At 67.2% G+C, this 17,613-nt stretch carries 14 protein-coding genes; 8 read left to right on the forward strand and 6 right to left on the reverse strand.

The genetic code is table 11. The features are described 5' to 3' along the window. Nucleotides 1–255 precede the first annotated feature (255 nt). Entirely contained in the window at nt 256–1,890 is a 1,635-nt protein-coding gene (locus tag N5D91_RS19840; RefSeq protein ID WP_110713344.1) for an NAD+ synthase, read from the forward strand. A gap of 114 nt (nt 1,891–2,004) precedes the next feature. Here N5D91_RS19840 and N5D91_RS19845 read toward each other — a convergent pair whose 3' ends face one another. Together N5D91_RS19845 and N5D91_RS19850 are read right to left on the reverse strand one after the other, a co-directional pair. Continuing rightward, complete coding sequence (locus N5D91_RS19845; protein WP_180854227.1) at nt 2,005–3,207, reverse strand: lipase family protein; 1,203 nt, start codon at nt 3,205–3,207, stop codon at nt 2,005–2,007. 209 nt (nt 3,208–3,416) lie between these two features. After that, the gene (locus tag N5D91_RS19850; protein ID WP_110713341.1) at nt 3,417–4,304 is read right to left on the reverse strand and encodes an outer membrane protein assembly factor BamD; all 888 of its coding nucleotides are present in this window, start codon (nt 4,302–4,304) and stop codon (nt 3,417–3,419) included. A 113-nt stretch (nt 4,305–4,417) separates the two neighbouring features. Here N5D91_RS19850 and rluD point away from each other — a divergent pair, with 113 nt between their 5' ends. Genes rluD through N5D91_RS19870 form a run of 4 tightly spaced genes read left to right on the forward strand, consistent with a single transcriptional unit; the run spans nt 4,418 to nt 7,116 of the window. Further along, a complete protein-coding gene (gene rluD, locus N5D91_RS19855; RefSeq protein ID WP_110713339.1) occupies nt 4,418–5,407 on the forward strand; it encodes a 23S rRNA pseudouridine(1911/1915/1917) synthase RluD in 990 nt (329 codons plus the stop codon). After that, nucleotides 5,407–6,177, forward strand: a complete 771-nt coding sequence (gene pgeF, locus N5D91_RS19860) for a peptidoglycan editing factor PgeF (protein ID WP_164081330.1) — start codon at nt 5,407–5,409, stop codon at nt 6,175–6,177. Before rluD ends, pgeF begins: the two co-directional genes overlap by 1 nt. 20 nt (nt 6,178–6,197) lie before the next feature. Then, a complete protein-coding gene (locus N5D91_RS19865) occupies nt 6,198–6,704 on the forward strand; it encodes a DUF4166 domain-containing protein (protein ID WP_110713336.1) in 507 nt (168 codons plus the stop codon). After that, nucleotides 6,679–7,116 carry a thiol-disulfide oxidoreductase DCC family protein gene (locus N5D91_RS19870; RefSeq protein WP_180854226.1) on the forward strand — a complete coding sequence of 146 codons (438 nt, stop codon included), beginning with the start codon at nt 6,679–6,681 and terminating at the stop codon, nt 7,114–7,116. The genes N5D91_RS19865 and N5D91_RS19870 overlap by 26 nt, the downstream gene beginning before the upstream one ends. Before the next feature lie 126 nt (nt 7,117–7,242). Here N5D91_RS19870 and otsA read toward each other — a convergent pair whose 3' ends face one another. The 4 genes from otsA to N5D91_RS19890 form a co-directional block, all read right to left on the reverse strand. Continuing rightward, complete coding sequence (gene otsA / locus N5D91_RS19875) at nt 7,243–8,607, reverse strand: alpha,alpha-trehalose-phosphate synthase (UDP-forming) (protein WP_032128815.1); 1,365 nt, start codon at nt 8,605–8,607, stop codon at nt 7,243–7,245. Then, entirely contained in the window at nt 8,604–10,385 is a 1,782-nt protein-coding gene (locus N5D91_RS19880; protein WP_121504713.1) for a glycoside hydrolase family 15 protein, read from the reverse strand. Before N5D91_RS19880 ends, otsA begins: the two co-directional genes overlap by 4 nt. Nucleotides 10,386–10,424: 39 nt before the next feature. Continuing rightward, a complete protein-coding gene (gene otsB / locus N5D91_RS19885; RefSeq protein WP_032128814.1) occupies nt 10,425–11,183 on the reverse strand; it encodes a trehalose-phosphatase in 759 nt (252 codons plus the stop codon). A 147-nt stretch (nt 11,184–11,330) separates the two neighbouring features. Next, nucleotides 11,331–13,766, reverse strand: coding sequence for a TonB-dependent receptor (locus tag N5D91_RS19890; protein WP_180854225.1), 2,436 nt, complete (start codon nt 13,764–13,766; stop codon nt 11,331–11,333). 214 nt (nt 13,767–13,980) lie between these two features. On the opposite strand from N5D91_RS19890, the gene N5D91_RS19895 reads away from it, so the two are divergent. From N5D91_RS19895 to N5D91_RS19905, 3 genes are all read left to right on the forward strand, one after another. After that, on the forward strand, nt 13,981–14,463 hold the full coding sequence (locus N5D91_RS19895; protein ID WP_075676432.1) for a DUF3574 domain-containing protein: 483 nt from the start codon (nt 13,981–13,983) through the stop codon (nt 14,461–14,463). 36 nt (nt 14,464–14,499) lie between these two features. After that, a complete protein-coding gene (locus tag N5D91_RS19900; protein WP_110713326.1) occupies nt 14,500–15,357 on the forward strand; it encodes an SH3 domain-containing protein in 858 nt (285 codons plus the stop codon). 131 nt (nt 15,358–15,488) lie between these two features. Then, nucleotides 15,489–17,207 (forward strand): thiamine pyrophosphate-dependent enzyme, encoded by a 1,719-nt coding sequence (locus N5D91_RS19905; protein WP_180846430.1) that lies wholly within the window; start codon nt 15,489–15,491, stop codon nt 17,205–17,207. The last annotated feature ends 406 nt before the right edge of the window (nt 17,208–17,613 follow it).

The raw sequence follows: 17,613 nt of genomic DNA on the forward strand, positions 1-17,613 counted from the left end.
ACCAGCTTGCGCGGTGATCTGAGCCGTCGAAGGTGATCACCATGAATTTTTCGTGAATGGGAGAGTGCTACTGATGAAGGCGAAAATCAATAGCCCCAGGACGGACATTCGAGGAGGCGATGGCAGTGCTTGGCCGGCAGGGAAACGTGGTCCAGGTCTGCGCGACGCGGGGCGGACCGATCGCATGCATCGGGCCTGACCGGTCCGTGTCCAAAGGCCTAGAATGGTGCAATTGCAACCACAGGCTGGATTCCCATGGCTTCGATCCGCATCGCGATGGCGCAGTTCGATTTCCCGGTCGGCGATGTCGCCGGCAACACCGAGCGCATCATCGAGATGATCGGCCAGGCGCGCGACGAGTATGGCGCCGAGCTGGTGATGTTCCCCGAGCTGGCGGTGAGCGGTTATCCGCCGGAGGACCTGCTGCTGCGTCCCGGCTTCCTGTACGAATGCGAGCAGGCGATGGGCCGTATCGCTGCTGCCTGCCGTGGCATCACCGCCGTGGTCGGCTGGCCGCAGGCGGCTGGCGCGGTGGTCTACAACGCCGCCAGCGTGCTGCGTGACGGCCTGGTCGAACAGACCTACCGCAAGCGCGAGCTGCCCAACTACGCCGTGTTCGACGAGCGCCGCTACTTCGATGTCGATCCGGATGGCGGCAGCTGCGTGTTCGAGGTCAACGGCATTCCGGTGGGCCTGCTGATCTGCGAGGACCTGTGGTTCGCCGAACCGCTGGCCGACACCATGCGCGCCGGTGCGCAGCTGGTGGTGGTGCCCAATGCTTCGCCGTACGAGCGTGGCAAGCACGCCCAGCGCGATGCCGTGCTGGCGGCGCGCACCCGCGAAAGCGGCGCGGCGATTGCCTACCTCAACGTGGTCGGTGGCCAGGACGCGCTGGTGTTCGACGGCGCCTCGGTAGTGGCTGATGGTGACGGCACGGTGCACCCGGCCGCCGCCGCCTTCGTCGACCAGTGGCTGGTGGTGGAGTACGACGGTGAGACCCGCCGCTTCATGCCGCACGTGTGGATGGACGACGGCGACGAAAGCATGGACGCGCTGGCCTGGCGCGCGGTGACCCGCGGCATCCAGGACTACTGCCGCAAGAACGGCTTCAAGAAGGTGTGGCTGGGCCTGTCCGGCGGCATCGACTCGGCGATCGTGCTGGCCATGGCCGTGGACGCGATGGGCGCCGAGAACGTCACCGCGGTGCGCCTGCCCTCGCGCTACACCGCAGGCCTTTCCAACGACCTGGCCGCCGAGCAGTGCCAGGCGCTGGGTGTGAAGCTGGAGGCAGTCTCGATCGAACCGGCGTTCAAGGGCCTGATGGAATCGCTGGCGCCGATGTTCGAAGGCACGACCCCGGACGTGACCGAAGAGAACCTGCAGTCGCGCAGCCGTGGCGTGATCCTGATGGCGCTGGCCAACAAGTTCGGTGGCCTGCTGCTGACCACCGGCAACAAGAGCGAGTACGCGGTCGGCTACGCCACCATCTACGGCGACATGTGCGGTGGCTACGCGCCACTGAAGGACCTGTACAAGACGGAGGTGTTCGGTCTTTCCAAGTGGCGCAACACCGTGGGCGGCGCGCCGGTGATCCCGCCGGCCGTGATCAGCCGCCCGCCGTCGGCCGAGCTGCGCGAGAACCAGCTGGACCAGGATTCGCTGCCGGCCTATGACGTGCTGGACGGCATCCTGTACCGCTACATTGACCAGGAGCAGTCGCGCACGGAGATCGTGGCCGCCGGCTACGACGCGGCCGTGGTCGACCGCGTGCTGCGCCTGGTGCGCATCAGCGAGTGGAAGCGGCACCAGGCCGCGCCGGGGCCGAAAGTCTCGCGCCGCGCCTTCGGCCGCGAACGTCGTTACCCGATCAGCAACGGCTACAAGGGCTGAAGCAGCGGTTGGCGGGTAGTGCCGGCCGCTGGCCGGCAACCCGTTGGCCCCTCTCCGGTGGGTGCGGACCTTGGTCCGCACAATGGTCGAAGACCATCCACGCTTGGCGTGGATCTACCGGACTTCCTCAAGCAGCTGTTCGAGGCTGGCGGTTTCCGCAGCATCGTCGAAGTGGCCGTCCCCCAGCCGTGCCCGCACGAACGCCAGACCCTCCGCAGCGGCCGCGTCCAGCGTGCCGCGATGGTCGACCGGGTAGCGCCGGAACGCGACCGGCTCGCCACGCAGGGCCAGGCCTGCGGCATACAGCAGGGTGGTCAGGTAGGGCACGTCGCGGTCCTCAGTGCCATGGCCCAGCATCAGCGGCTGGCTGAAACCGCGGCGCGGTACGCCGAGATAGTCGTGCAGCACTGCCCAGATGCCCGGCACGCTGGTCAGCGGTGCTGTGAACATGCTGCCGGTATCCGCGCCGTCCAGCGTGGCGGCCAGTTCGCCCAGGCACTGCTCGCGTGCCACTGCCACGCGGGCGCGGCCGGTGTCGCTGAGAATGCGGTCGATCTGCGGCGCGACCTGCAGCAGGCCATCAAGCAGGTACGCGTGATAGGCGTTGAGCGCGCCAGGATTGGCGGTGCGGTTGTCGGGCTTCATCACCAGCGCGGTCAGCTCGACCGCGGTAGGCGTGCCGGTGGTGAAGCTGCCGCGGTAGTGCAGGGAAGGACCACCATAGGTGGGCGCCAGATGCCCGGCCGTGAGCGCAGCGGCGCCGCCCTGCGAATGGCCGACCGAGACCCAGCGCGGCGACAGCGCTGATGCGCCCAGATACTGGCGGCTGGCCTTGACCAGATCGATGGCGTTGCGGGCCGCCGTGCGGACGTGCAGGTAGGCGTGGTTGCCGGGGCTGCCGAGCCCCTGGTAGTCGGCAGCGACCACGGCATAGCCCTGGGCCAGGAACTGGTCGAGGAAACGCCCGTCGCGTTCGGGCTGGTAGGGGCCCGAGACCGAGGGCGCGCAGCGATCGGCGATGCCCTGGGTGCCATGTGCCCACGACACCACCGGCCAGCCCCCGATGGGCGCCGCGCCCGCGGGGAGATACAGCAGGCCGGTGCCTTCGGCCAGCTGGCCGCGGTGGTCGGGGGTGCGGTAGTGCAGCTTGTACGCTTGCGTGGCCTTGGAGGGCACCCATGACGCGCGATAGGGCGCGGCGGACAGCAGATCACCCGGCGCGGCCGGCGCGGCGCTCAGGGGACTGGACGTCAGGGCCAGCAGGGCCGTGGCGATGACGCTCGAGAGGGGCCGGAAACGACGGGGCAGTGGGGACATGGGCGCTCCTTGACGGCCGGGATGGCCGTTGCGCCGCAGTGTGGAGGGGCTCATCCGCGCCGATTGGGACCAGCGTCGCAACCCTTGGGGATTCGTAGGATTCCTAGGTGGGCCCCGGGACGCCGCCGCGCGCTGAGCGTCCTGCAGGAAGCAGTCGAGCATGGCTCGACTCTGCAGAAAGAAGAAAGGCCCCTTTCGGGGCCTTTTTCTTATTTCTTTTCCAGTCGCGCGTTGCGCTGGCCGGTGCTGGCGGACTTCTCGCCGGCGAACGGGTTCAGCTTGCGGATCATCCACGGGTACTTCGGCCACTTGCCTTCCAGCCACGGGTGGTCCGGCTGGTTCAGCTGCAGGACGCGGCGGGCGTCGTCGGCCAGGGTCTTGTTGCCCAGGTGGGTGTAGGAATCGGCCAGCACAGCCACGGCGTCGTACTGGAATGCGCTCTGCGGGTAGGTTTCCAGCAGGTAGTTGGCGCGGCCGGCAGCCGAGACCCAGGCGCCGCGGCGCATGTAGTACAGGGCGTTGTCCAGCTCGTGCTGGGCGAACACGTCACGCAGCTCCAGCATGCGCTGGCGCGCATCGGCGGCGTAGCGGCTGTTCGGGTAGCGGTCGACCACGATGTTGAAGTCCGAATACGCCTGGTGCGGCGTGGACAGGTCGCGGCGGCTGGCATCCAGCGACCATACGCGGCGCAGGAAAACCGTACTGCGGTTGGAGTTGGCCAGGCCGCGCAGGTAGTACAGGTACGCGATGTTGCGATGGGTCGGGTAGGTACGGATGAAGCGGTCGATGCTGGACACCGCGTCATCGTGCTTGCCGGCCTTGTACTGCGCGTAGGCGGTTTCGATCATCGCCTGTTCGGTGTACGGACCGTACGGATACTGGGCCACCAGGCGGCGGAAGCTGGTTTCAGCGCCGCTCCAGTTGCCACCCTGCATCAGCTTGTGGCTCTTCTCGTACAACTGTTCGACCGGCGTCCCTTCATCGGGGCGATCACCCTTCTTGGCACCACGGTGGCAGCCGGTGGCGGCGATGACCAGCACCAGCAGCAGGGCGGTGAGGCGGACGGGCGCGGAGAGCATGGCGGAGCGTCGGATCATGAGGTCGAGGCGGGACGCGGCTGGAATACGAAGGGTCGATGATAGCCTAGTGTCCTGTCCAGCGACTGAAACCGGCCGCCGGGACCCCAAAATTTCAAAGAATGCCCCCTGCCATGTCTGAACAACCCTCTGAATCGGCCCGCCAGGCCATCGTCCCCGACACCGCTGCCGGCCGTCGTTTCGACGCCGTGGTGGCCGAATTGTTCCCCGAATACTCGCGTTCGCGCCTGACCGAGTGGATCAAGGCCGGTGAGGTGCTGCTGGACGGCGCCCAGGCGCGCCCGCGCGATCCGCTGCGCGGCGGCGAGCTCGTGACCCTCAATGTGGTGCTCGAGACCCAGACCGACGCCCAGCCGGAGGACATCCCGCTGGACGTGCTGTTCGAGGACGAGCACCTGCTGGTGATCAACAAGCCGGTCGGCCTGGTGGTGCACCCGGGCGCGGGCAACCACAGCGGCACCCTGGTGAATGCCCTGCTGTTCCGCGATCCCTCGGTGGCGGTGCTGCCGCGCGCCGGCATCGTGCACCGCCTGGACAAGGACACCAGCGGCGTGATGGTGGTGGCCAAGACCCTGGAAGCGCAGACCGCGCTGGTCGAGCAGCTGGCCGCACGCGACGTGCACCGCCAGTACCTGGCCATCGTGATGGGTGCGCTGGTGGCCGGCGGTACCGCCGATGCCCCGATCGACCGCCACCCGCGCGACCGCCTGAAGATGGCCGTGCGCGAGGATGGCAAGGAAGCGATCACCCATTACCGCCTGCGCGAGCGCTTCCGTGCGCACACCGCGCTGGAGTGCCGCCTGGAAACCGGCCGTACCCACCAGATCCGCGTGCACATGGCACACGTGCGCCATCCGATCATCGGCGACCCGCTGTACGGCGGTGCGCTGAAGCTGCCCAAGGGCGCCAGCGACGAGCTGGTGGCCGCGCTGCGCGGCTTCAAGCGCCAGGCCCTGCACGCCGAGACCCTGGAGTTCACGCATCCGATCACCGGTGAGCCGGTGCGCAACACCGCGCCGGTGCCGGACGACATGCTGCACCTGATGAAGGTGCTGCGCGAAGACAGCGAAGCCTTCGCCGCGCGCGAGCGGGACCGCTGGTGATGGCCGCCGCGCTGCCATTGCTGCAGGCGGACTGGCCGGCGCCTCCGGGCGTCCATGCGCTGACCACGCGTCGGCACGGTGCGGGCATCTCGCCGGCACCGTTCGCGCAGTTCAACCTGGGCAACCGGCACGCGGCCGATGGTGATACCCCGGCCAACGTGGAGCACAACCGCCAGCTGCTGCAGCAGGGGCTGGCACTGCCCTCGGCACCGCACTGGCTGCGCCAGGTGCACAGCAGCACCGTGCTGCGCTTCACCGCGCCGCCGGTGGCAGGCGCCAGCGAACCGGTGGCTGACGCTGCGGTGACCTCGGTGCCGGGCGTGGTGCTGGCGATCCTGACCGCCGACTGCCTGCCCGTGGTGTTTGCCGCGGCCGATGGCAGTGAAGTGGGCGCGGCCCATGCCGGTTGGCGTGGGCTGGCCGACGGCATGCTGGAGGCCACGGTGGCCGCCATGCAGACCCCGCCCGCGCAGCTGCGCGCGTGGCTGGGCCCGGCGGCCGGGCCGGCCGACTACGAGATCGGCGAGGAGGTCTTCCACGCTTTCGTCGGCCATGATCCGGCGGCCGAGGTGGCGTTCGCGGCGACGCGCCCGGGGCACTGGAAGGTGGACCTGTTCGCCCTGGCACGCCAGCGCCTGCAGGCGGCGGGCATGGACCCGGCGCAGGTGTATGGCGGCACGGTGTCGACCATGGCCGATCCGGACCTGTATTCGCACCGGCGCGACCGTCGCACCGGGCGCATGGCGACCCTGGCCTGGATCGCGCCCTGACCCCGCCGCTGTTCGCGCGCGTGCTGGGGCCGGCCTTCGCCACCCTGGCCGCGCCGGTGCAGGTGCTGCATGCCGCGCCGTTGCCTTGCCGCTACGTGGGGCAGGCGCGCATCGTGAGAGGGCGGCACTGGCTGGTGCCGCTGCTGGCCGCGTTGGCGCGGTTGCCGAAGGACGGTGACGCGCTGCCCACCGAAGTGGCGTTCAGCGCGCACGGGCAGGGCGAACGCTGGGCGCGACGATTCGGTCGCTGGCCGATGGTGTCGCGGCTGTGGGTACACGAGGGATACCTGCGCGAGCAGCTGGGGGCGGTGCGCTTCGAGTTCGACCTGCAGGCCCGCGACGGTGGCATCGACTGGTCGGTGCGGCGGGTCTGGGCGTTCGGGCTGCTGCCGCTGCCCAAGCGCTGGTTCGGCGGCGTGCGATGTCGCGAAGCGTGGCACGGCCAGCGCTACACTTTCCTGGTCGATGTGACCTTGCCCTGGGCCGGAGCCCTGATCCGCTATGAAGGCTGGCTCGAACCGCAGTGATTCCGCCGCCGAGGCCGGCAGCGCGGTGATCGTGTTCGATGGCGTGTGCGCGCTGTGCAACCGCTGGGTGCGCTTCCTGCTGCGTTTCGACCGCAAGGGGCGCTACCGCTTTGCGGCGATGCAGGGCGCGCAGGGCAGCGCGCTGTTGCGCGCGCACGGGTTGGACCCGCAGGACCCGATGTCGTTCCTGTTGCTGGACGAGCAGGGTGCCTGGACCGATACCGATGCGATCCTGCGGGTGCTGGCGGGGCTGGGCGGCGCCTGGCGTCTGAGTGGTGCATTGCGCGTGCTGCCGCGCAGCTGGCGTGATGCCGCGTACCGCGCGTTGGCCCGCAACCGCTACCGCTGGTTCGGGCGGCATGACGCCTGTTACCTGCCCGCACCCGAGCAGGCCGCGCGATTCCTGGATTGACCGCCGGCCTTCTGTAGAGTCGAGCCATGCTCGACTGGGGTTTTTTTTCCCTGCCGATAGCAGTCGAGCATGGCTCGACTCTACAAGAGCCAGTCGAGCAGGCTCGACGCTACAGGCGCGGCCTCGTCAGCCCTCCAGCGCGTCCAGGTAGCTGCGTCGCCAGTGGTTGATGTCGTAGGTGCGCAGGTGCTCCATCATCGCGTGCCAGCGTTCCTTGCGCCTGCGCAGCGACATCGTTGCCGCGGTGGCGATGGCGTCGGCCACGCCGTCCAGATCATGCGGGTTCACCAGCAGCGCCTGCTTGAGTTCGTCGGCGGCGCCGGCCAGCAGCGACAGCACCAGCACGCCGGGGTCTTCCGGGTCCTGCGACGCCACGTACTCCTTGGCTACCAGGTTCATGCCATCGCGCAGCGGCGTGACCAGGCCTACCGCCGCCGCCCGGTAGAAGCCGGTGAGGGTGGCGTGGGTGAAGTTCTGGTTGACGTAGCGCAGCGGCGTCCAGTCCGGTTCGGCGTGGCCACCGTTGATGTGCCCGGCGATCTGTTCCAGCTGGCTGCGCAGCTGCCGGTACTCGGTGACATCGCCGCGCGAGACCGGGGCGATCTGCAGGTAGGTCAGCGAGCCGCGCTGATCCGGATGGCGCTCCAGATAGCGCTCGAAGCCGAGGAAGCGTTCGGGCAGGCCCTTGGAATAGTCCAGGCGATCCACGCCGATCGCCAGCTGGCGATCACGCAGGCTGTTGCGCAGGTTCTTCACAGCGGCCTTGGTGGCGGCGGTGCCGGCCTGTCGCGCGATCAGCTCGGTGTCGATACCGATCGGGAACGCCGCCGCACGGAAGCGGCGCCCGCCCGGTGCTTCCAGCTCGCCGTTGTCGAGCACGCGGCCGCCGCCGAACAGGCGCAGGTAGGTCTGGAAGCGATCGGCGTCGCGCTGGGTCTGGAAGCCGACCAGATCGTAGGCGTACAGCGCGGAGAACAACCGAAGGTGGTCGGGCATGGCCTGCAGCAGGTCGGCCGACGGCATCGGGATGTGCAGGAAGAAACCGATGCGGCAGCCGATGCCACGCTCGCGCAGCAGCGCACCAAGCGGGATCAGGTGGTAGTCGTGGATCCAGACGATGTCGTCCTCGCGCAGCAGCGGCGCGAGCTTGTCGGCGAACAGCGCGTTGACCTTATGGTAGGTCTCGCGGGTGCCCCGGTCGTAGTCGACCAGATCCAGGCGGAAGTGCAGCAACGGCCAGAGGGTGCGATTGGCGAAACCGTTGTAGTAGCCATCCACCTCGCGCTTGCTCAGGTCGAGGGTGACGAATTCGATGTCACCGTCCTTCTGTGTGTGCAGCGTGCCGCTGCCGTCGCGCACGCTCTTGCCGCTCCAGCCGAACCACATGCCGCCGCGTTCCTTCAGCGCGGCCAGCAGGCCCACCGCCAGCCCACCGGCGCGGTTCTCGCCCGGCACCGCCACGCGGTTTGAAACCACCACCAGACGACTCACGATGCCTCCTGCCAGGACCGCGACAGGCGCATCGCGGCGGTGATCAGGCCGACGTGCGAATAGGTCTGCGGGAAATTGCCCCAGGCCTCGCCGCTGTCGAAGGCCAGATCCTCCGACAGCAGGCCAAGATGGTTGCGCTGCTTCAACAGCAGCTCGAACATCCCGCGTGCTTCGTCCATGCGCCCGATTGCCGCCAGCGCATCGATGTACCAGAAGGTGCAGATGGTGAAGCTGGTTTCCGGCTCACCGAAGTCATCCGGTGCAACATAGCGGTACAGCGAGTTGCCATGCTTGAGGTCGCGCCCGATGGCGTCGACGGTGGCGATGAAGCGCGCATCCATCGCGTCGATGAAGCCGATGTCGGCCAGCAGCAGCAACGAGGCATCCAGCCGATGGCCACCAAAGGTATCGGTGAAGTGGCCCAGCTCCTCGCTCCAGGACTCGGCCATGATGCGCGCATGGATGGTGTCGGCACGCTCGCGCCAGTAATGGGCGCGGTCATCGCGCTTCAGGCGAACGGCGATCTTGCACAGGCGATCGCACGCTGCCCAGCACATCGCGCTGGTGTAGGTGTGCACCTCGGTGCGGCCGCGGAATTCCCACAGGCCGGCGTCGGGTACGTCGTGCAGGGCGAACGCCTGTTCACCCAAGGGTTCCAGGCGGGCGAAGGTGTGCGCATCGCCCGGGTCCTGCAGGCGGCGGTCGAAGAACAACTGCGTGGACGCCAGCACCACGCTGCCGTAGACATCGTGCTGGCGCTGCACCCAGGCCAGGTTGCCGCGCCGCACCGGGCCCATGCCACGGTAGCCGGACAGGCTCGGTACTTCGTCCTCGTCCAGCTTGGCCTCGAAGCCGATGCCATACAGCGGCTGCAACGTGCCGTCGGTGGTGGCCAGGTTGAAGATATAGCCGAGGAACTGTTCCATCGTGCGCGTTGCGCCGAGGCGGTTCAGCGCACGCACCACGAACGCGGCATCACGCAGCCAACAGTAGCGGTAGTCCCAGTTGCGCACGCTGCCGGGCGCTTCCGGAATGGAGGTGGTCATTGCCGCGATGATCGCGCCGCTGTCCTCGTACTGGCACAGCTTCAGGGTGATCGCACTGCGGATCACCGCGTCCTGCCATTCCAGTGGAATGGACAGGTAGCGCACCCATTCGCGCCAGTAGTCGCGGGTGCGCTGGAAGGCTTCCTGCACATAGCCACTGATCGAGCGGTTGAGTGATTCATCCACGCCCAGGATCAGGTGGATGGGATGGTTGAGCACGAACGGCAGGCCATCGCGCACGAAGCGCACCGGCACGTCGGTGGTCAGCCGCAGCACGTGTTCGGGCAGGATCCAGCGCACGTGGTTGCTGCCCCAGGTGGACTCGGGCACGCGTGCGCCCCAGTCGGCCAGTGGCCGTGCGTGCACGGTGATGCGTGGGCTGCCGGCCAGTGGTCGTACCTGGCGGATCAGGCTGACCGGTCGGTAGAAACGGTCGTTCTGGCGCCAGCGCGGGGCGAAATCAAGGATTTCCAGTTCACCACCGTGCGCGTCGCGCAGCACGGTACGCAGGATCGCGGTGTTGGTCAGGTATTCCTGCTCGCTGCTCGCGAAGTCCTCCAGCTCGATGGCGAAGTCGCCACCGGTCTGCTGGTTGGGGCCGAGCAGGGCACAGAAGGTGGGGTCGCCGTCGAAGGTAGGCAGGCAGCTCCAGACAACGCGGGCACGTTTGTCGACCAGGGCGCCGAAGCTGCCGTTGCCGACCACGCCCAGATCAAGATCGGGTTGGGTCATCACGCGGTACATCTCGGTTGCGGCCGTGGGGTGGCCGGGTCAATAGGCATTCTCACGCAGCCAGGCGTGCACGCTGCGTATGTCGGGCAGCGCGAACACGGCTTTGCTGGGTTCCCGTTCGCCTACCAGTACGCTCCAGCCATGCTGGCCATTGGCGGCGTCGAAGCCGAACTCATCGGTCAGGTCATCGCCGAGGAATACCGGCAGGCGGCCGCGGAACGGCAGGTACTGCATCATCCGGCGCACGGCACGGCCCTTGTCGGTGCCGACCGGCACGAATTCGACCACATGGTCACCGGGCTGCAGGCGATAGCTGGCACGGCCACGCACATGGCGGTCGGCGAAGGCGCGCACATCACTTGCCGCGTGCGGCGCACCGCGCCAATGCAGCGCCAGGCCGACGCCCTTGTCTTCCACCAGCACGCCGGGATGGCCATGGGCAAAGCGCATCGCCTGCTGGTGCAGCGCGTGCAGCCACTCGGCGGTGTCGTCGTCGTGTTCGTCGCGCAGGACGCGACCGTCTTCGCCGCGCAGTTCGTGGCCATGCAGGCCGGCGGCGGGCAATTTCAGGGGAGCGAACAGTTGATCCAGCTGCTCAAGCGGGCGACCACTGACCAGTGCCACGGCACCTTCCAGGCGGTCGCTGATGCGGCCGATGGCTTCACGCACATCCGGCAGCAACTGCACGGCATCCGGGCGTGCAGCGAATTCGATCAGGGTGCCGTCGACATCGAGGAACAACGCGCAGGCGTCATCCAGCAATGGCGGTGGCGGACGCAGGGGGAGCGGTTCAGCCATGATGCCCAGCTTGCCAGCGCGGGCGTGTACGTGGGGTCGAGGGCAGGCTACGAATCAGGGTAGTGCCGGCCGCTGGCCGGCAACCTCAGGGTGCATCCATGGACCGTGACGTTGCCGGCCAGCGGCCGGCACTACCGGACTGATGAATCAGAACGTATAGCGGACGCGGCCGTAGTAGTACGCGCCGTTGCTGCCGATCGGCGACAGTACGTCGTACGGCAGATTGCCGAAGTAGTGGATATCGCTGTTGGATCGATCCGGATAGTTGTCGGTCAGGTTCTGCCCGCCGATGGCCACGCTCCACTGCGGCGTGATGCGGTACTCGACTTCCGCATCCAGCTGCCACTCGGCCTGGTAGGTCTGGCGCGGGATGTAGCCATCACCGAAGTTGAACACGCGTGTGGCGCTGCCATAGCGGTTCACGCGGGTGCTCAGCGACCAGTGGTCGTTGCTCCATGCCGCCGAGAAGCTGCCGCGCGTGCGCGGCGTGGCATCGGTAAGGGTGTTGGTTTCTTCGATGCCGAACAGTACGTAGTCCGGGTTCAGCGCACGCAGCTGTGCCGGCGTGGCCAGCACGTTCTTCAGCGTGGTCTTGGTGTAGGCATAGGTGCCGGTCAGCAGCAGCTGGCCGTCGCCCAGCGACTGGCGCCAGTTGCTGACCAGCTCGGCGCCGCGGGTGCGGGTATCGGCGGCATTGACGAAGAAGCTGGCGCTCTGCAGACCGCTGACGCCGTAGTTGGCGGCCACGTAGTCGGTCAGTGCATCGCCGGTGATGCTCTCCGACAGTGCGATGCGGTCATCGATGTCGATCTGGAAGAAGTCCAGCGACAGGTCGAAGTGCTCGCCAATGCGGCTGGTGAAGCCCAGCGAGGTATTGATCGACTTTTCCGGCTTCAGGTTCTGCGCACCCAGGCCACGTGCGATCGGATTGTTGACCGACAACAGGCGGCCCTGCACCAGCTGGCCGCCAGCGTTGTAGCCGGTGGAAGTGGATTCGTAGCCGATCTGTGCCAGCGATGGCGCACGGAAGTTGTTGGAGATGGCGCCGCGCAACGCGAACGCCGGGGTGAACTCATAGCGCAGGCCGAGTTTGCCGGTCAGTTCACCGCCGAAGTCGTCGTTGTGCTCGTAGCGCGCGGCCAGATCGGAGGAGAACTTCTCGCCGAACTGGCTGGACAGGCTGGCGTAGGCGCTGGCCACGTCGCGCGACAGGCGCGCCGCATCCTGCGGGGTCAGGCCGCCACCGGCCTGCGAGCCGGTCGGGCGATCGGTGTAAGGGCCGGCGGCGTAGCTGGCCGGGTCGCCGGGACGGGTCTGGTAGCGCTCGTGCCGTGCTTCCACGCCCAGGCCCAGGGTGTGGCTGATGCTGTCGCTCTGGGTGAACACACGACTCAGGTCGAGGTTGCCCACGGTCTGCGCGTACTCGTAGTCAGCGGTCTTGAAGCGGGTCGGGCTGGTCGGGCCCAGCGAGGCGTTGAGCGAATCACGCAGGCGGTAGGTGAAGTCGTTCTGGCCGTAGTCCAGGCTGCCGTCGTAGCTCCATTCGCCCCACTGCCCACGCACGCCGGCCACCGCCTGCACGTCGCGGTTCTCGCCTTCGGAGATCGGCCGGTAACCGTTCGGATACACCTGCTTCCAGTTGGCATCGCCATCGGGATAGCGGAAGTAGTTCGCGCCTTCGGTATCACGCTGGTTGAAGGTGCCGAACGCGTAGAACGTCGACGTCTGGCCCACCGGAATCTCGGTATTCAACCACAGGTTGATGTCCTTGCTCTTGCCATCGCCCAGCACGTAGTTGCGCTTGCCCTGCAGCGCCAGGTTGCCCGGGGTCTGGTCCCACGGCGGAATCTGGTCGAAGCCGGCGCGGTTGGTGCCGTTGCGGTGCTTGTATTCCAGGCCGACGCGCAGGAAGCCGCCGTCCTCGCCCAGTGAGGTGCCGACCTTGGCGCTGATGTTGCCGGTCTGGCCGTCGGTGAGGGTGCGGCCGATCGGCTTGAGGTCGGTGTGGTTGGCACCGTAGCTGGCCTCGATCTCGCCGCCGTCACCGCCGTTGTCGAGGATCACGTTGATCACGCCGGCCACCGCATCCGAGCCGTACAGCGCACCAGCGCCGTCACGCAGCACTTCGATGCGCTTGATCGCACTGACCGGAATCGAGTTGAAGTCGACCGGCGTGGTGCCCTTGCCGATCTTGCTGTCGGTGTTGACCAGCGCGGTGTGGTGGCGGCGCTTGCCATTGACCAGCACCAGCACCTGGTCCGGCGACAGGCCGCGCAGCTGAGCGGCGCGCACGTGGTCAGCGCCGCCGGAGTTGGACTGGCGCGGGAAATTGAACGACGGCAGCAGCGCCTGCAGCGCGCTGCCCAGTTCCCCGTTGACCACGCCGGCCTTGCGGATGTCCTCGGCGGTGAGCACATCCACTGGCGAGGTGGATTCGAGCACGGTGCGGTCAGCCGCACGGGTGCCGGTGACGATCACGGTGTCGAGGTTGGTGGCGTCCTGGGCCAGGGCCGGGACGGCGGCGAAGGAAAGCGCGAGGGCGATGGCGAGGCCGAGCGGCGACGCGGGCAGGCGGACGGACATGGGGGCTCCAGCAACTACGACGACGGGGAAGGGGGAGATGGTTTCACTTACATCTATCCGGATGAAGCGATATATTATCTTCGCGTGATGACCGGTGCCGATGCAAGCCCCTGCCGGTCCGGCATGAGCTGATGCCCGGTTGGCATCAGCACGCCGGGCCGGTGGCGCTGTACGCTGCCGGCTCGCCTTGTCCCCCTTCCCCGGAGCTGTACCGATGAAACACCTTGGCCTCGTCTTCGCCGTGCTGCTGGCCACCAGTGGCTGCGCCAGCCTGTCCTCGCAAGCGCCCAGCGCCTATGCCACGGCCACCACCGCCGAACTGAAGGGCGATGCCGCACGCCCGTCCGCCGGCCACGGCTGGGTGCGCAGCGAGCTGTACTTCGGCGTGGGCGAAGAGCAGGGGGCCGGCAACCGCCCGCAGGCCGACACCATCAGCGAGACGCAGTGGCGCACCTTCCTGGACAAGGAAGTGACCCCGCGCTTCCCGGATGGCCTGACCGTGTTCGATGCCTACGGCCAGTGGCTGTTCCGCGGTGATGCCTCGCCCAACCGCCTGCGCACCAAGGTGCTGGTGGTGCTGCACGAGGACACCCCGCAGCGCCGTGCTGATATCGAAGCGATCCGCCTGGCGTGGAAGCAGCAGACCAAGCATCAATCGGTGCTGTGGTCGCGGCAGCCGGTCGAGGTATCGTTCTGAGGTGAAGGTGCCGCCGCGGTGCCGCAGGGAGCAGTGATGAACTACAGGGAATGCCTGCTGGGCCTGGTGTTGGCCGGCGTGCTGGCACCGACGGCGCAGGCGCGTGGGGACGACAGCGAGACGCTGCGGTTCCAGGTGGCCGCTCACGTGCAGGCGCACGCCGATCCCCAGCAGGACGGCAGCATCGCGGTGCAGCTGTCACCGTCGGGCAAGCGCCAGACGCTTGAGGGCGCGGCCGATGCCGATGGCAATTCGCAATGGTCGCTGGAAGACGTCGATTTCGATGGCTACCCGGAACTGGTTGCGCGTGCATCGGTGGGCATGGTCAACGAGGCGGTGGCGGTGTATCGCTTCGATCCGGCCAGTGCTGGGTTCCGCGCGCTGCAGGCGGACACCCATGGCAAGGACAGCTGCGGTGACCTGATGGGGTTGAGCGTGGATGCTGCCACTCGAACCCTGACCAGCAGCTGCCGCAGTGGCCCGATGTGGTACGCCGACCAGTACCGGTTCTCGGGCGCGACGCTCTACCTCTACCGCAGCGAGAGTGTGCTGATGCTGGGCGACACGGTGAACGCTGCGTTGCAATGGGAACAGACCGACGAGCAGGGTCCGCTGGCGGTCTGGCGCACCTATGATCCCGCCGGTCGCGTGCTGGAGACCGCCATCGCCGATGGCCTGGGCGCACCGCCCGACGGGCCGCTACGTGGCCAGCAGGCCACCGTGGTGCCAGCGCGCCTGTTCCTGTTCGATCGGCCCGGCGCATCCAGCACCAAACGCTACCTGGTGCAGGGCGACCACGTGGAGATGCTGGATGAGCAGGATGGCTGGATGAAGCTGCGCTACCGCAATCCGAAGCTGGGCGCGGTGGAAGGTTGGATCAACGTCAACGATTGAAGAAAAAGGGGACGGAGGGAATTAAGTCGTTTGTGGCACATACGACTTAATTCCCTCCGTCCCCTTTTTTTGCGGAGGCATCACTTCATCGGGTCTAGCCTCGGACGTTCCCCCGTTCGAGGATGTATCCGATGAGCAAGCGCGTGGCCGAAATCGTGGTGGACGCCCTGCAGCAGGCCGGTGTCCGCCGTTGCTACGGCATCGTGGGCGATACGCTCAACCACGTGACCGATGCGATGCATGGCAGCGAGATCGCATGGGTGCATGTGCGCCATGAAGAAGTGGCAGCGTTTGCTGCCGGCGCCGATTCCCTGGTCAGTGGCGAACTGACCGCCTGCGCCGGCTCCTGCGGCCCCGGCAGCCTGCATTTCATCAATGGCGTGTTCGAGAGCAACCGCAACCGCGCGCCGATGGTGCTGATCGCCAGCCAGGTGGTGACCAGCGAGCTGGGCATGGAATTCCCACAGGAAGTGGACTTCAAGGCGGTGTACGCCAGTTGTTCGGTGTTCTGCGAGCAGGTGCAGAGCGCCGAGCAGGCGCGGCGTGTGGTCACGCTGGCCTGCCAGGCGGCGATCAGCCGCCGTGGCGTGGCGGTGGTGATCCTGCCCGCGGATATCAGCCAGGCCGAGGTGAAGCACGACGTGCCGTTCTCGGTGCATTACACGCAACCGGTGCTGCGCCCGTCGGATGCCGAGCTTCAGCGCATCGCCGAACTGCTGGGGCAGGGAAAGCGCATTGGCATCTATGCCGGCGCCGGCTGCCAGGGTGCACACGTGCAGTTGTTGGAACTTGCGCGCAGGTTGCAGGCGCCGGTGGCGCACACCTCGCGTGCCAAGGACTTCGTCGAGCCGGACAACCCGTACAACATGGGCATGACCGGCATCTTCGGCATCGAATCCGGCTTCCACACGCTGATGGAATGCGACACGCTGCTGCTGCTCGGCGCCGACTTCGCCTGGGGCCAGTTCTACCCCGACAAGGCGACTATCATCCAGGTCGACCGCGATGGCAGTCATCTCGGCCGCCGCCATCCGGTGAGCCTCGGCGTGGTCGGCGATATCGCACCGACGCTGGACGCCTTGCTGCCGATGTTGCCGCCGCGCGAGGACAGCAGCTTCCTGGACGAATGCGTCGAGCGCCGTGACAAGGCGCTGAAGAAGCGCGAGCAGGAAGAACAGCCGGGCGAAGGTGAGTTGATCCACCCGCAGCACCTGACCGCGCTGCTGTCGAAACATGCCACCGATGATGCGCTGTTCACTGCCGACGGTGGCTCGCCGATGGTGTGGGTGTTGCGCCACATCCGTGTCAACGGACGCCGCCGCACGCTGACCAGCCTGCTGCACGGCACGATGGCCAATGCGATGCCGCAGGCACTCGGCCTGCAGAAGGCGTTCCCCGGCCGCCAGGTGATCTCGCTGTCCGGCGATGGTGGCCTGGCCATGCTGCTGGGCGACCTGCTGACCGCAGTGCAGGAAAACCTGCCGATCAAGGTGGTGGTGTTCAACAACGGCTCGCTGAATTTCGTCGAGCTGGAGCAGAAGGTGGAAGGTCTTCTGGACAACTACACCGACCTGAAGAACCCGGACTTCGGCCGCCTGGCTGAGGTGATCGGCTTCCACGGACGCACGGTGACCCGCAGCGAGGACCTGGAGGAGGCGGTGCAGGACTTCCTGGCGCAGCGCGGCCCGGCGCTGTTGGATGTGCATACCAGCCGCGCTGAACTGGTGATGCCGCCGCAGATCGAGGCCAAGCAGGTGGCCGGTACCGCGTTGTACGCAGCCAAGGCGGTGTTGAACGGCCGCTTCGACGACGTGAAGCATCTGCTGGTGGACAACTTCCTGAAGAAGTAGGGGGTTGGTCGATGCAGGGCTGCGCCCTGCACCCGCTACGAGCCGGAGCCAGAGCAGAAGCTGGTTTGCTGAGGGATGGCGGGGTGGGTCCGGTTGCGGGGGACGCTGCAAGTACATCCATGTAAGCTCGGTCGCCGCATCCATGCGGCTCACGCCCCCGCAACCGGACCCACCCCGCCTTCGACAGATCATCGCGATCTGCCGGTAGATCCACGCCATGCGTGGATAACGCAAGAATGATCGAAATGATCTTCTGTAGAGCCGAGCCATGCTCGGCTCAGAGGCTTCGCGTACAGCAGCCGAGCATGGGTTCGGCTCTACAACGAGCGCCTGCCTTTGCTTTTGAACTTTTGATTCTCTTCCGTGGTTGGCACCCGCAGGAAACTGTCAGGGGCCGGTCGGGATG

This window comes from Stenotrophomonas sp. GD03794 (assembly GCF_029842145.1).
Taxonomy (GTDB): domain Bacteria; phylum Pseudomonadota; class Gammaproteobacteria; order Xanthomonadales; family Xanthomonadaceae; genus Stenotrophomonas; species Stenotrophomonas riyadhensis.